Source organism: Streptomyces sp. NPDC001927, assembly GCF_053594455.1.
On sequence record NZ_JBSFEN010000008.1, the window covers coordinates 79,466 to 92,974 of the forward strand.

Genomic DNA, 13,509 nt, shown 5'->3' on the forward strand with positions numbered 1-13,509 from the left:
AGCCAGGCGCAAGCCCGTGGAGCAACTCCCCCGCTGTCCTGGGCACCAACCACGCAGGTGAATCGACCGTCGTCAGAGGCTGCGGTCAGGATGTAGGTCATGACAGACGGAACGACCTGGCTTGCCGCTCCCCAATCCATCGCCTTCGGGGGCTACCACGTGGTGCTCGCCCGCGGACTCTCCCCACAGGAACTCGCCGAACGCCTCGCAGCGACCCTGTTGTACGACACGGAGCACACCGTCGTCCCGGTCGGGGAGCACACCGGCCCCTCTCTGCTGGAACTCATGGACGACAACTACGGCGACGCCCTCGACGGCATCGGCCTACGCCTGGGCCACGCGGGGCACTGGACATACGCGGTCGCGTACGGCGGCTGGCAGGGCGAGTTCGGCCCACTGGCACCGGCCTCGCACGGCGACGCGCACCTCTGCCTCCTGGAGTACGAGGAGGAGAACGGCAAGCCGGTCCCTCCCCGGTTCGAGTATTTCCACGACGGCCGGCTGCTGAGCGGCTGCAACCTGCACCTGGACACCTCGTGGGGCTACCAGGGGATCGAAGGCGACCCCACAACAGCAGCCCGACTGCAGGAGCGGCTGCCCGCCGCCGGCCTCCCGGCCCCGGAGCGGGACCAACGAGAGGTCCACCGCGCCACGCTGGGCGTGGTCGAGGAGTTCTTCGGGCTCGCGTTGCCACAAGGTCCGATCGTGAGCGGGACGCTCCCGGCCGTCCTGCTGGAACCGGCCTGATCTACGCCCGTACCGACGCGAGGAGACCATGGCGTGTACGCCTTCTCGCAGCATCGACCGGGCGGCCGCCCTTCGCACGTGCCGGAACTCGCCGACAGCCGTTCCTGGATTTCAGGCTCTGGTCCACTTGTTGTGGTCCATAACAGAGCGTCACAGCCTTCGGTGAGTGGACGGCATGGAGCGTGACGTGAACGGGTGCCATGATCGTGCCTTGGCGAATGAAGTGGTAACGGGGGAGGGTGAGTGGAGCGCTACACAGCCGATCAGCTTCGGGTGATTGCGTTCGAGGAGCATGTGCGGGCCCGTCCGGCCATGTACTTCCGTGTCGAGCGGGACAGCGCGGAGCTGCCGACGGAGGTGCTTCAGCGCGTGGTGTGGGACGCGGTGCACCACCGTGACGGCACGCATGGGAAGATCAGCGTCGAGATCACGTCCGACCTCAGCTTCACGGTGGAGGACGAGCGACCGCACAGCGCCGACGAGCAGGGAAGGCCCCTGCCTGGGTTCTATGGATCGCTGCTCGACAAGGACCGGTGGGCTCCTGCAGCAGCCGCCGCACTCAGCGTCCGCACGGTCATCGAGGTCTGGCTAGACGGCCAGGGATACCGTCAGGAGTTGGCCGGGGCGGTTCCCGCCGGTCCCTGGGAGGAGTGCCCCGCGCCCAGGCGGCACGGAACGAGGACCACGTTCCACCTCGACCCCTCGTACATCGGTCCGGGCGAGGCCATCGCCTGGGTACTGCGGCCAGAGGAACTGCAGGAAGAGGGATGCGAGGCACACCCCTCACCTGCGACGTTCCCGATTCACGATCTGCGCCCAGGAGCCAACGGCTCAGCGGGCGAGTAGGACCCGTTTCCGTAGCAGGTCGAAGCCGGCGCGACCGTACATCTGCCGCTTCAGCATCTTGATCCGGTTGACGTGTCCTTCGACGACGCCTGAGCTCCATGGCAGGGTCAGGCCGGCGATGACCGCGTCGAGGTCGCGTTCGAGGTGCTGGGCGAATCGGCTGAGGCTTGGCAGGTTGGTGGTCGTTCGGGCTGATGCGATCCACTCCGGCAGTCGGTCGCCTTGCAGCTCGGGGACCATGTGGGCGAAAGAGCGCACGTGGTCGACAAGTGCGGTCAGTTCGCGGCAGTTGGCCAGGACGGCCTTGAGCTGGATCCGGTCGCCTTCGGGCAGGGCGTCGGGGTGGGTGAGGATCCAGCGGGTGACGGCGCGGGCCGAAGGCAGGCGACGGCCGATTGGTTGGGGTTTGCCACGAAGGTTCCTGCTGACGTAGTCGCGGACACCAGCGTAACCGCGGGGATAGCCCTGTTCCTTGATCTCCTCCCATAGTTTCCAGGCGTTGGTGCAGCCTTCCTGCCAGCGCTGATCGAGGTACGGCTTGTAGTCATCGAGTCTGGTCGCGCGGTTTTGCCACTGGCCGGTGAACATCTCCTCCGGGGTGGTGGCGCGGGAGAACCGCATGATCGTGTTGAGGGTCATCCCGAGCTGCCGAGCCACGGACCGCTTGCTGTGACCGGCGGCGAGGAGGGCGTGAATGGTGGAATGCTTGGCGCGGGTGCGCTCGGCGAACCGGTGCCCTGTCGGCCAGGGCGACGACGCAGCCGGCTCCGCCTCCTCCCGGGGCTCCTCCGGCTCTTCCGGCATGGGGCGCAAGCAGCCGCGGTGCCGGTAGACGCACCTCTCGGCGGCTTCGCCCAGGTTGTGCCAGAGATGCCACCGGTCGCCGACTTGCAGCGCCTGCGGGGCGCCGCGGGTGGCACCGTCGGCGAAGAAGGGTGCGCGATCACGGCAGACAATCTCGATGCCGGGCCGCTCGGCGAGCCAGGCCGCGAGCGTGTCCGCCTCCCGGTCGGGCAGGAGGTCGATCGGACGACGTGTTTCGACGTCGACGAGCACAGTTCCGTAGATCCGTTCCTTGCGCTGGGAGTATTCGTCCACACCGACCACACGGGGCGTGGCAGCGGGCGGATCCGGGAGCGAGGCGATCAGCCTCAGCAGGGTATTCCGGCTGACCGGCGCCCCGAGGACGTCCGTCATGCGAGCCCCGGCCCGGCCCGCGAGTGCGAGGCCTACCGAGATGAGCGTCGATCGCAGCCGTTCCGTCCGCCGGCCGAACCGGCGGGTGAGCCCCGGCACCTGCTCGGCGAAAGTCTTGCGCAAACAGGTGCCCTCCGCGCAGACGAACCGGCGCACCCTCAATTCCACCACGACGGACTTGCCCGCCGTCGGTAGATCGTGAGGAAACCGTAGATAGGAGCCGTGTATTCGCCCCGACAAATACCCGCAGCCAGGGCAGGTCGCCTGCCGAACAGTGCTCAGGGCCTCGATCCGGACGACCGTGTCAGTTGCCTCGACCGACTCCACCAACACGTCCTCCAGCGAGGAGAACAGCAACTCATCCAGTTCCGGCCGCACTTCGTTCACGGCGCAGCACTGTCGGCCACACCGCACATCGACCGGGCGATTTTCGGGCTATCTCAGCCAGCCTCACGAGGAGATCGACAGTCACGATGCGTACGCGACCACACGAAGTGGACCAGAGCCGCGGTAGCGACGTCGCTTGTCGATGGGTTTGGGAGGCGCCCTGTTCCACGGATGGGTGATGTCGACGAGTTTGGACTCTGACTCAACTTCTGTGGACCCGTTGCAGAGCGTTACTGGTGACGCCCCGGTGGCGTGCGCCCGTGGGTGATCGTGCAGGCTGGCTACATGGTCAGTCGCGTTGAGAAGTACCTCGCCCACCTTGATCGGCTCTCCGGGGGGTGTGAGCCGCGGTTCTTCCCTGTCGAGTCGACCAAACAGGGGCTGCGTGGTGTGACCGAGATCGTGTACGAGGGCCTGCCGGACGGGCTTCTCACGACGCTCACCTACGGCTTGTCGCTGGCAGAACATCCGGACTGGCAGCATGGCTCGCCGGAACTCTGCCTCAGCGTGAACTCGACCAACGTGATCTGGGCCCACGCGGTGGGCTACCTCGCCGAGCAGCTCCGTGGCACCTGCCCCTTCAGTTACGGCAGCACCATCAACTTCGGCGAGCGAATCGTGCCCGAGTCGGAGATGACGGCATTCTGCGTGTTCGCGCCGCTGGTCCTCGACAGAGACGACTACCTGGGCATCGACGTCGGCGTCCCGGGACATGAGGGCCACGACGTGATCAACATCCAAGGGATGTACCCCATCCACGAGGTCGAGCGGCAGTTCATCAACGAGCACGGCCTTGAAGCCTTCTGGAAGAGCGACTGGGAGCCCACTGACGTGCTGCGTCGCCCCGCAGTCTGACCGGGGAAGGCGGCAATTGACGACATCAGGCGAGCAGGACTCGCTTTCGCAGGAGTGCGAAGCCGGCTCGGCCGTACATCTGGCGCTTGATCATCTTGATGCGGTTGATGTGGCCCTCCACGACACCTGAGCTCCAGGGCAGGGTCAGGCCCGGGGCGACTGCCGCGAGGTCTCGTTCGAGGCCGCTGACAAAGGCGTGCAGGCTGGGTAGGTCGTCGGCTCGGACCGCCGCGATCCACTCGGGGAGCCGCTAGCCCTGGCGTTGGGTGAGCATCTGGCCGAAGGAGCGGACGTGTCGCGTGAGGGCGTCCAGTTCGGGGCAGCCGGCGAGGGCGGACTTGAGCTTCAGACCCTCGGTCTCCTGAAGGGCGTCGGGGTGCGTCAGGATCCACCCGGCAACGGTCCGGGGCGTCGGGGGCCGACCACCCGGCACGGCGTTGCGGAAGGGACAGAGGTAGGCGCGGACGGCCCCGTGTCCGCCTGCGTATCCATGGGTCTGGATTTCCTTCCAAAGGGTCCAGGCGTTCGTGCAGCCCTCGGCCCACCGCTCGTGCAAGTACGGCTTGAAGTCGTCGAGCTTCGTCCTGCGGTTCTGCCACTGCCCCTGAAAGAGGTCTTCCGGGGCGGCGGCGTCGGCCAGGCGCTGCACGGTTCGGTAGGTCCATCCGGAGTTCACGGGCGACCGCGCGACGACTCAGTCCTTCTCCGAGCATCGCGTGGACGATGGCGTGCTTCTCTCGGGTTCGGTCGGCAAACCGGTGCCCCTTCGGCCAGGGCGACACACCAGCTTCGGGAGGCGGCGGGGTGTTCCCGGAATCAGGCAGGGCGAATGGCACCCGCAGACAGGACCGATGGCGAGAAACGCATCGCTCTGCAGCCTCACCGAGGTTGCGCCAGAGATGGAAGCGGTCCGCGACCTGCACCGCGGTGGGCGCTCCGGTGCTGGTCCCTTCTGCGAAGAACGGAGCACGGTCGCGACAGACCACCTCGACCCCGGGGCGTTTGGCCAACCATGCGGCGACGGAGGCCGCCTCCCGGTCGGGCAGCAGATCCACGGGTCTGCGGGTTTCGACGTCGACCAGCACAGTCCCGTAGATGCGGCCTCTCCGCATGGCGTATTCGTCGATGCCCACCACCCGAGGGGCCTTCGGTTGAGGGTCGGGCATCGCATCGACCAGTCGCAGCACCGTGCTCCGGCTGACGGAGATGCCGAGGATGTCCGCAAGGCGGGCGCCGGCGCGGCCAGCCAAAGCGAGGCCCACCTCGGCCAAGGCTGAACGCAGGCGCTCGGTCAGCCTGCCATGGCGGCGGGTCAGTCCCGGGATCTGCTCAACGAAAGTCCGCCGTCGGCACGCGGGGTCAGCGCAGGTGAACCGGCGGACCTGCAAGCGCAGCACCACACGCCTCCCTGCGCTGGGTAGATCCGCCGGAAACCGCAGGTAGGACCCGTGAATCCGCTTCGACCATCTCCCACAGCCTGGGCACTCGGCACCGGCAGACCTACGCGTGACGCCGATCCAGATCGCCTCGCCGTCGTCCTCCGCAGACATCACCGCGACCTCGGGATCGGACAAGAACAGAAGCTCTTCCAACCGGAGCAGCACTTCGTTCACGGCCCCGAACTCTCGGGCACAACACAACAGCCCCCGGTCGTTTCAAGACGATCTAGCGAGAGGTGCGACGAAGATCAACAGTCACGCAGCTTGGATGGACCACAGAAGTTGAGCCAGAACCGGATTTCACCTACGCAGCCAGCCGTGCTGCCCCGGGGGTACCACTCCCTTGGGGCGCCGGGTCCGCGACGCACTCAGCTGCCGCGAGCCCCCCCCCCCCCCGTTACATTCTTCGTGGCTTCGCAATGGCGCCTCCGGCCTTCGGGTCCGGCATGACTTCCCCCCTTGTTGCGGTTGATGATCCGGGGGTGGTGTCACCGGGCCCGGCGGCATCGACGGACCGCTGGTGAGGGGCTTGAGCGCTGGCTTCACCCAGGCCGGAAGAGCTCTCCGTAACGTGGATGTGGCAGCTCGGTGCCGTGGCAAGGCCGGACAAAAGCGTGATGGAGGGGCCTGCACGTGATCGACACCGGCAACATCGACGTCTTCCTCGGCCTGGACGCTGGCCGGACGGATCGAGGAACTCCTGGAGACCCACCCTCTTTCCAAGGTCCTGACGTCCATGCCGGGAATCGGCCTCAGGACCGGAGCCAGGATCCTGATCGAGGTCGGCGACGGCAGCACCTTCCCGACCGCCAGCCACCTCGCCGCCTACGCCGGACTCGCCCCGGCCACCCGCAGTTCCGGGTCCTCGATCCGAGGCTAACAACCCTCCCGGAGAGGAAACAAGCAGCTCAAACGGGCCTTCTTCCTCCCCGCGTTCGCAGCCCTGGCCGACCCTGCATCGCGGACCTACTGCGACAAGAAGATCGCCCAGGGGAAGCATCACACCCAGGCGCTGCTCTGCCTCGCCAGACGACGAGCCGACGTCCTCTTCGCCATGCTCCGCGACGGAACCTTCTACGAATCCCGGCCCGCCACCTCAGGCTGATCCTCCTCGGGCACGCCGCACACCGGGCAGTCCCATTCGTCGAGACAGTCGATCACGACAGGGTGATTACAGAAGACGCACGGACGCATGCCCTCATCGGCCGATTCCTGCACACGCGCTTCATCACTCATGCCAGGCAGAGTGCCAGACGGCCTCCCGCCCGGCACCCACCACCTTGACCAAACACATAGGGGCACCCCCTGTATAGGGCATCCACCGCCACCGCGTCCCGGGTACGACGCCCGCCGGTGCGAACCTCTCCACGGACAATGCGGATGACGGTGGGAAGCATCATCTGGACGACCACGCGACCGGCCAGAGCAGCCGATCGGTCACAACCGGCGGCACGCCGATCGAAGAACCCACCTCTGGCAGTGGGGCGCAGAACGTCGTACACGGCACGCCCCCCTTTCGGATCTCGTGCCGCACACACTCCTCACACCGCCATGACCGAAGGCTTGCCCAACGCCCTAAAAGCACAGATAGGAAGCTTGCCCTGACCAGGGCAAGCCCTCATGCCCGAACGGACAAGCCTGGCAACGGGGTGGGCAAGCCCCCTCCCGACCAACCTCGCACAACCACGGGCAAGCCCCCCGGCAAGGGGCACACCCGTCGGGATCCGGCTACACAGGCTTGCCCACGCAAGAGGGGAAGAAGACCCGGCGAACCTGTGACCGACAGCCGCAGGCCGGCCGGGGGTGCGACAACTCTCGCACCCGGCCCGACCGCCTCGGTCGCGGCAAGACGTACTCGCCACGGGGCACCGTCGCCGCCTACGACGACGTCAGATCACGCCAGCCCCGCACGGAAGAACCAGCAGGCCAGCAGGCAGCTCGTAGCAGTATCGGCGGCCGACCCGTCGGCTTCAGCAAGACGATCAACAAGCGCAGGGACTGAGACGTCGATTCTCATGGCGGCTCCTGGGGCCACGCGCTATGCCGGGATACTGCTGTGGTGCTGTTGACGTGGATCGCCGAGGTGGCGGACGAGCCCCTGGTGATGGAGCCGGCTGACCGTCGGGTGGAGAGGGAGACCAACACCTGGTGGCTGAGTGCGGAGGACGAGGACACAAGGTCGTTGTCCGTTTCCGCCGTTGTGGCCGCCTTCGAGCGGATTCCCGCAGCCATCCAGGTCCGTTTCCGCGAGCTGGGCTTTCCCGGGGTGGCAACGTTCTACGTGTGGCATGACGAGCATGCCGGTCAGCTCCGGTGCTCGACGGGATCGGTGCCCCCGGAGGCATTGCCGTTCGGTGGCGCCTACGAACTTCTCGACTACCTCGAGCCAGTCATCGAGGAGTTCCTGGCCGACAGTGCGCCGGGAGTCACGGGCTGGTCGGACCTTGAATGCATGCAGAACAACAAGGAGCCGACCGCGGCCGAGCCAGAGGTGGCGCCCATCCGGGTCTGGGCTCGTCGCGTCGGAACAGCCTCAACCTGATCGGTTCTGCGCGTCCGCCCGTGCGAGGCGGCGATGGCAGATGCGAGTCGCGGATGTATCTGCCAAGCCGAGGAAGTGCTCGGCCTTGCGCTGGTATCGCCTTTGCAGGCGACGGCAGCCCCAAGCCAGGACATCGTGCGTTCGACGACCCAGCGACGGCTGCCCAAGCATTGGGAGCACTCGAAGCCGCGGCGCGCAGCCGGGCCGACACCGACCGGACCCGTCTGCCGCCGGAACGCGGCTGCACGACACGCTCATGCGCCGGGCCGGTGTGCAGCGGGATGGAGCACTTGGCCCCGCGAGCACCACCTCACCGTGACGGCCGGAATGAGCACCGTCGCATGGCGGTGGCTCGGCGGCAGACCCCTGATCGGTCCGGACGGCACCCCGGCTACGCCTTTGCCGACCTTGTCCGGGCGAGTGCGCGGGGAGGCGTTCCCGGTTGCTTGCGGGGATGGTCTAGATACCCCGTGAAAGACTCGCCGACATGATTGTCGAACGTGCATACGCGCATGTGGGCTCGCGCGACGACGACGCGTGGCCGTGGTCCGTCCCGTGTGTGCGCGATCTCATGGCCGACGGAGTGCGCTTCACCGCTCCGGTGACATTCCTCGTCGGGGAGAACGGCTCGGGTAAGTCGACTCTGGTCGAGGCCCTTGCCGAGGGCTTCGGCCTGGACTCCTGGGGAGGCTCGCACGACTGGCGCTATGCCAGCCACCGTCCCAAATCGTCGCTGGGTGAGAGGATCCGCTTCGACGCGGCGCCGCGCGGCCGGGCCATGCTGGGCAGCTGGGCCGCCCGGAAGGGGTTCTTCCTACGCGCCGAGACCGCCCTGGACGCGCTGGACCGAGAAGGGTTCTCCCCGGACTCGGTCAGCCATGGAGAAGGCTTCCTCGCCGCTTTCCGGGGCAAGTTCCTCCAGGCCGGGCTCTACGTGATGGACGAGCCCGAGGCGGCCCTGTCGTTCACGTCCTGCCTGGAGCTGCTCGGACACATCGACCAGCTGGTGAAGAACGGAGGGCAAGTGATCTGCGCTACCCACTCACCCCTGCTGACCGCGCTGCCCGGAGCGGACATCATCGAGGTCGGCGACCACGGGCTCCGCCGGACCACCTGGGACGAACTCGCGCTGGTCGACCACTGGCGGCGCTACCTCGCCGACCCGAGGTCCTACCTCCGGCACGTCCTCGACTGAGCATGCCGACACGCTGGGACCGCCAGCAGCCGAGCGCTAGGACGGGGCCGACGGCGAGGACAAGCGCGGGGCGGCGAAGGGGGCGGGGTGATCCGTCCCGATTCCGCACCGACGAGGGCCGCTGCGGTCAGGATGCCGAGCAGGCCGGGAAGCATCGCGGAGCCCAGGCCGACGGCGGTGGTCCGGAGTCCGGCGGCCAGGTCTGCCCGGACCCATGGAAGATCTCGCGGGCGAGCGCGTGACGGGCCTCCCGCAGGTTGGCCTGGGCCTGTCCTGCCGCCGGCAGGACGGCTCGTCGGCCAACCGCAAAATGTGCGGGGTCTTGGCGATCGCAGAACATGCACGTCCTGCTCTGGGCTGAACGACGCCTCCCCGGGCCCATCAGAGATCCTCAACCTCTCATTGCTTACGAATGAGAGGTGTCGCTTTCCGGAGGAGGCTTGCCCACGGACTCTGACCTGGGAAAATGAAAGATCACCAAAGCCGGGGGTTCACACTCCCGGGTGCACCTCCGGTCCCCCGCCGGAAGCAACCCTACAGACAACGGTTCAGCCCCCACCTGGAACAACCCCTCGAACCCTCCACCTCAGCGACCCCGGAGGCTGTCCCGCTCGGCGGACAGGTTCCCTTGCGATCTCCCCGGGTTGGGGACCACCCCGACCCACTTCGCCGGCCGCCCTCGCAGCACACCGAGCGCCCGGCCAGACATGCGACCTACTGCCAAAGGTCCGCGCCGTCGCGTCCACTGGGGTCCATCGTCAGCAGGTCCTCGTGAAGGCCCGAGAGGAGGCGACCGGTGGGAGAGCCGTCCTCACCGGACTCCACGACCGCCCAGCCGACATCAGTACCGGACACGTTCACGTCCCCGCCGCAATCGAGCTCGTCGACCACAGCGAAGACGGCTTCGTACGCAACGGCCCGAGCCAGGAGGACCAGGTCGTCCTTGTCCGCACCTGCATCCAGCAGGCGTCGAGCCGCCGCCACTTGTTCCAGAGCTCCGGGGTCTGCCCAGCCGTCGATCGCCCCACGCCAAAGGGAACGGAGCAGCACGAAGCGTGCCAGCTGCGGCTGGTTCTCATCGATCTCCGACCTGGCCCAATCCGGAGCATCAGCCGCACCGAGAGTCTCGAATCGCGTCCGAAGCGACTCCGCCGCGGCCCGCTTCGACGGGGCAAGTCCGGACAGCCACGACTGCCATGTCGCCTCGACATCATCCATCGCACCAGGATGCCCCACCAGCCACGCACGACCGACCAGGTCAACAACTCACGCAAGCGCGGTCAGAGCCATTCTCGCGGAGCGTCCTCCGCGTTCGGGCAGAACCTGAGACTGGAAGAGGAGTTCGGCCGCCCCGGCGGTCAAGTCCATGCAGCCGTGTTCGTCGATGCGGAGCAGCAGATCGACGCGCGGATGCGGACAACCAGCCGCCGCGGTCCGCCGAGGAGCGCCCCTACTTCAGCTGCCGGGGCGGCCGGAGCAGCCCCTACGCCCCTTCGAGTCGTGCCAGGACGAGGGCCAACGGAAGTGTGACCACGGCGAGCGCGACCCCCGCCGCGGCCAGCCCGCCGCGGATCTCGCGCTTACCACGAATCCCCAGGTAGGCCGCGATCAACGGAAGCACACCGCACAGAAGCAGGCTGAAGTGCCAGCCTTCCTCACCGAGGAAGAAGACCATCGCGCCCACACAGACCGGTACCGACGCAACCGTCAACACACGGCTGCGCGTAAGGAAGAGTTCGAGGTCCTCGACTCCACTGAAGAAACTCATGCCCCGACCCCTGCCACCGTCACGCCCGTCACCAGGTCATCGTAGCGACCGACCCGTCCTGACGAACTCTTGCGGCCCACCGGGTCGCCGTCCAGGTGGACGTCCCCGGCGTCAATCAAGAGTCAACAGGCCACGCTCACGCGGGCACGGAGGTCGCTGGGGTGGTACCAGGTGAACGGACGACGGTGACTAGTGCTGTGGCCGGTGGGGCGTGGGTGAACAGTCGCCCGACTGTCCGTCACTGCGTCGAACCGGCATTCAGGATACGGACGTTCCCGAATCCTGGAGGGGTCCATGCCACGCTGGAGAACCGTTCTCACGACTGTGTCCGCCGCCGCCCTCGCCGCTCTGTTCCTCGCGCCGACACCCGCCCAGGCCGCGCCTGGCGATCACGAACTCGCCTACCGCTGGGCCCCCATCCACTACCAGGACAGCTCGTCGTCCAACTACCGGGCGGACCATCTCGCCCCCGTCGACTTCGACGGCAACTGGAACACGCTCGACAACTGGGACAACCTCGGGGCCCATGCCGCCGGGTTGAAGGGAACGGTCTACTACTCGGTCGCCGAGACCAGCACCCACTGGTATCTGACGTACGCCTTCTTCCACCCCCGGGACTGGAAGGACTCCCCACTCAACTTGTTCTCGCACGAGAATGACATGGAGGGGCAGGTGGAGGTCGTACGCAAGGATGGCAGCGCGTACGGCAGGCTGGAGGCCGTCGTCACGCTCGCCCACGACAACTTCTACTCGTACACGCCGCCCGGCAGCCCCTTCACCGACGGGCAGGAGAACATCGACGCCGCCGTGGTCATGCAGGGCTTCGACGGCGCCGACCACCCGACGAGCTTCCAGGAGGCTCGCGGCCACGGCGCCTACGCCTGGGACGGGGCGGAGTTCCCCGGCGGGGACGGCATCGTCTACCGTCCGAGCCGCGGAGAGGGCTCCGTACCGGCCGGCGGCAACGACCGCGCCGCGACCTACGGGCTCGTCGACCTGACCGGCGCCGGAAGCCTGTGGGAACGGCGCGGCAACGCCGAGACCTATGCATCCTGGGGCACGTTCCGCGGCGACAACGGCAAGGACAACGCGGCACACGCGCCGTGGGCCTGGGACGACGGAAACGACGGCAGCGCGCTCCAGGCGGGGGCGATCGTCACCGATCCCGCACTGCTGGTCTCCACGTACTTCGACAACACCGGCGCGCTGGACCTGACCTACCTGCGCAACCCCTTCCGTTCCTGACGCCGCACCGAACCGAACCGAACCGAACCGAACGCCCGGCACCCGCCAGTGTCGAGCGGGGTTGCGTACAGCTCGCTCTACAGAGCGTCGAGTCCAGCCGCGGAGGGCGCGATGAAGGCGCCGGAGGAGCTCGCCACGGGGGCATTGTTGAAGCGCAGATCTTATTCCTAGGTACTTAGTGGAGAGCTTGTCCGACCCCTCCACATCAGACAATCGAACGGGCGTCTACACGAATTGTTCACGCCATGTTTCGGATGGGATCCCGAACCGCCCCGAGGAGATGGTTAAGATCACGGCGTGATTACAGCCCGGTCGCGCTCGCGTGCGCCGCACCACCGCTCGTCAGCGGGGTTGCGACGTCTACTCGGCCTGGCCGCGCTCCTGTTCGGCCTGATGGTCGGGCACGGAGTGGACGTGGACGGAGCCGCGGTTGTCGCGTCGCCCGCGACGACCAGCGCTTCCCACAGCGTTGAGGGAAATTCCGGTCACCATTGTCCGGCGCAGCCGGCACACGAATGCACGCCAAGGCCGCCGGCGGGAACACTGGCACCCCATACGCCGTGCTCCCCGCGACAGTCCGATGCGCCTTGCCTTGCCGCGCCCGCCATCCGGATCAACACCCATGCGGTCGAGGCGCGCACAGCGCCGTCGACCGCCCCGAGAGCCTCGACCATCCTTCAGGTGTAGAACGCCCCGCCGCCACTCCCCGCTGCCCCCGCGCGAACGCGCCCCCGGGCGGCGAGCCGAGCGGCGCGTTCGGCCCCATGCCCTGACTCTCGCGGGTACCGCTCCCTCCACCGTCATGGAGACCGAGACGGTACGGCCCCACCCGGAGGAACTGTGCCTCGCCATCCCCACACGCAGTTGCTCGCCACTGTGATCGGCGCTCTACTGCTGTCGGCATTCCTCTGCTTCACGCCGCTCGGGGAAGCCGGGCACCACCACTCCGTAGCCAGTGGTGGTGCCGTGGCCACCATGGCCCTCAGCCACGATGCCGAGCAGGCGGAAGACCGGCCCCGGCAGCAGCACCGGCACCACAACCACGGCGCCGATTGTTCTTCGCCGGGTGTCTCGTCCCTGACCCACCTCGGGACGCGGCACGTGCCCGACGTCATCACGCTCCCCGCGCCCTTCGGCGACACCCCGATCGCGCCGGCCACCCAGGGCCGGAACCCGCCCAACGACCGAGCGGCGGCGACCCAACCAGGCCGCTCGACGCAGATCCGCGTCTGCGTGTGGCGCATCTAGACCGTTCGGCTCCCGGCCGCGCACAACGCGGCCGTCTCCC

Annotated in this window: 11 protein-coding genes and 3 pseudogenes; 8 read left to right on the forward strand and 6 right to left on the reverse strand. The window is 67.6% G+C overall.

Going from position 1 to position 13,509, the window contains the following annotated elements; translation table 11 throughout:
* The first annotated feature begins 99 nt into the window (after positions 1–99).
* Positions 100–747 carry a hypothetical protein gene (locus tag ACWCO8_RS22410; protein WP_451033710.1) on the forward strand — a complete coding sequence of 216 codons (648 nt, stop codon included), beginning with the start codon at positions 100–102 and terminating at the stop codon, positions 745–747.
* 243 nt (positions 748–990) lie between these two features.
* Positions 991–1,593, forward strand: coding sequence for a hypothetical protein (locus ACWCO8_RS22415; protein ID WP_451033711.1), 603 nt, complete (start codon positions 991–993; stop codon positions 1,591–1,593).
* Here the strand turns inward: ACWCO8_RS22415 and ACWCO8_RS22420 are convergent.
* The gene (locus ACWCO8_RS22420; protein ID WP_451033712.1) at positions 1,579–3,177 is read right to left on the reverse strand and encodes an ISL3 family transposase; all 1,599 of its coding nucleotides are present in this window, start codon (positions 3,175–3,177) and stop codon (positions 1,579–1,581) included. The two genes, ACWCO8_RS22415 and ACWCO8_RS22420, sit on opposite strands and share 15 nt — an antisense overlap.
* Before the next feature lie 390 nt (positions 3,178–3,567).
* On the opposite strand from ACWCO8_RS22420, the gene ACWCO8_RS22425 reads away from it, so the two are divergent.
* On the forward strand, positions 3,568–4,032 hold the full coding sequence (locus ACWCO8_RS22425) for a suppressor of fused domain protein (protein WP_383522438.1): 465 nt from the start codon (positions 3,568–3,570) through the stop codon (positions 4,030–4,032).
* A gap of 25 nt (positions 4,033–4,057) precedes the next feature.
* On the opposite strand, the pseudogene ACWCO8_RS22430 reads toward ACWCO8_RS22425, so the two are convergent.
* Positions 4,058–5,645 (reverse strand): annotated as a pseudogene (locus ACWCO8_RS22430) (ISL3 family transposase).
* A gap of 502 nt (positions 5,646–6,147) precedes the next feature.
* On the opposite strand from ACWCO8_RS22430, the pseudogene ACWCO8_RS22435 reads away from it, so the two are divergent.
* Positions 6,148–6,576 (forward strand): annotated as a pseudogene (locus ACWCO8_RS22435) (transposase); the annotation flags it as partial.
* On the opposite strand, the gene ACWCO8_RS22440 reads toward ACWCO8_RS22435, so the two are convergent.
* Positions 6,546–6,707 (reverse strand): hypothetical protein, encoded by a 162-nt coding sequence (locus tag ACWCO8_RS22440; RefSeq protein ID WP_451033985.1) that lies wholly within the window; start codon positions 6,705–6,707, stop codon positions 6,546–6,548. The pseudogene ACWCO8_RS22435 and the gene ACWCO8_RS22440 overlap by 31 nt on opposite strands.
* An 820-nt stretch (positions 6,708–7,527) precedes the next feature.
* Between ACWCO8_RS22440 and ACWCO8_RS22445 the strand changes: the two genes are divergently transcribed.
* A complete protein-coding gene (locus ACWCO8_RS22445; RefSeq protein ID WP_451033713.1) occupies positions 7,528–8,013 on the forward strand; it encodes a hypothetical protein in 486 nt (161 codons plus the stop codon).
* Here the strand turns inward: ACWCO8_RS22445 and ACWCO8_RS22450 are convergent.
* Positions 8,005–8,210: pseudogene (locus ACWCO8_RS22450) on the reverse strand (hypothetical protein); the annotation flags it as partial. The gene ACWCO8_RS22445 and the pseudogene ACWCO8_RS22450 sit on opposite strands and share 9 nt — an antisense overlap.
* A 290-nt stretch (positions 8,211–8,500) precedes the next feature.
* Between ACWCO8_RS22450 and ACWCO8_RS22455 the strand changes: the two are divergent.
* Entirely contained in the window at positions 8,501–9,208 is a 708-nt protein-coding gene (locus tag ACWCO8_RS22455) for an AAA family ATPase (protein ID WP_451033714.1), read from the forward strand.
* A 714-nt stretch (positions 9,209–9,922) separates the two neighbouring features.
* On the opposite strand, the gene ACWCO8_RS22460 is transcribed toward ACWCO8_RS22455, so the two are convergent.
* Both ACWCO8_RS22460 and ACWCO8_RS22465 read right to left on the reverse strand, forming a co-directional pair.
* Positions 9,923–10,426, reverse strand: a complete 504-nt coding sequence (locus ACWCO8_RS22460; RefSeq protein WP_451033715.1) for a hypothetical protein — start codon at positions 10,424–10,426, stop codon at positions 9,923–9,925.
* Positions 10,427–10,691: 265 nt separating this feature from the next.
* Positions 10,692–10,976 (reverse strand): hypothetical protein, encoded by a 285-nt coding sequence (locus ACWCO8_RS22465; protein WP_451033716.1) that lies wholly within the window; start codon positions 10,974–10,976, stop codon positions 10,692–10,694.
* A gap of 294 nt (positions 10,977–11,270) precedes the next feature.
* Here ACWCO8_RS22465 and ACWCO8_RS22470 point away from each other — a divergent pair, with 294 nt between their 5' ends.
* Together ACWCO8_RS22470 and ACWCO8_RS22475 are read left to right on the forward strand one after the other, a co-directional pair.
* Positions 11,271–12,221: a hypothetical protein gene (locus ACWCO8_RS22470; protein ID WP_451033717.1), complete on the forward strand. Its 951-nt coding sequence runs from the start codon at positions 11,271–11,273 to the stop codon at positions 12,219–12,221.
* Positions 12,222–13,187: 966 nt separating this feature from the next.
* Positions 13,188–13,469: a hypothetical protein gene (locus tag ACWCO8_RS22475; RefSeq protein ID WP_451033718.1), complete on the forward strand. Its 282-nt coding sequence runs from the start codon at positions 13,188–13,190 to the stop codon at positions 13,467–13,469.
* Positions 13,470–13,509: the final 40 nt, after the last annotated feature.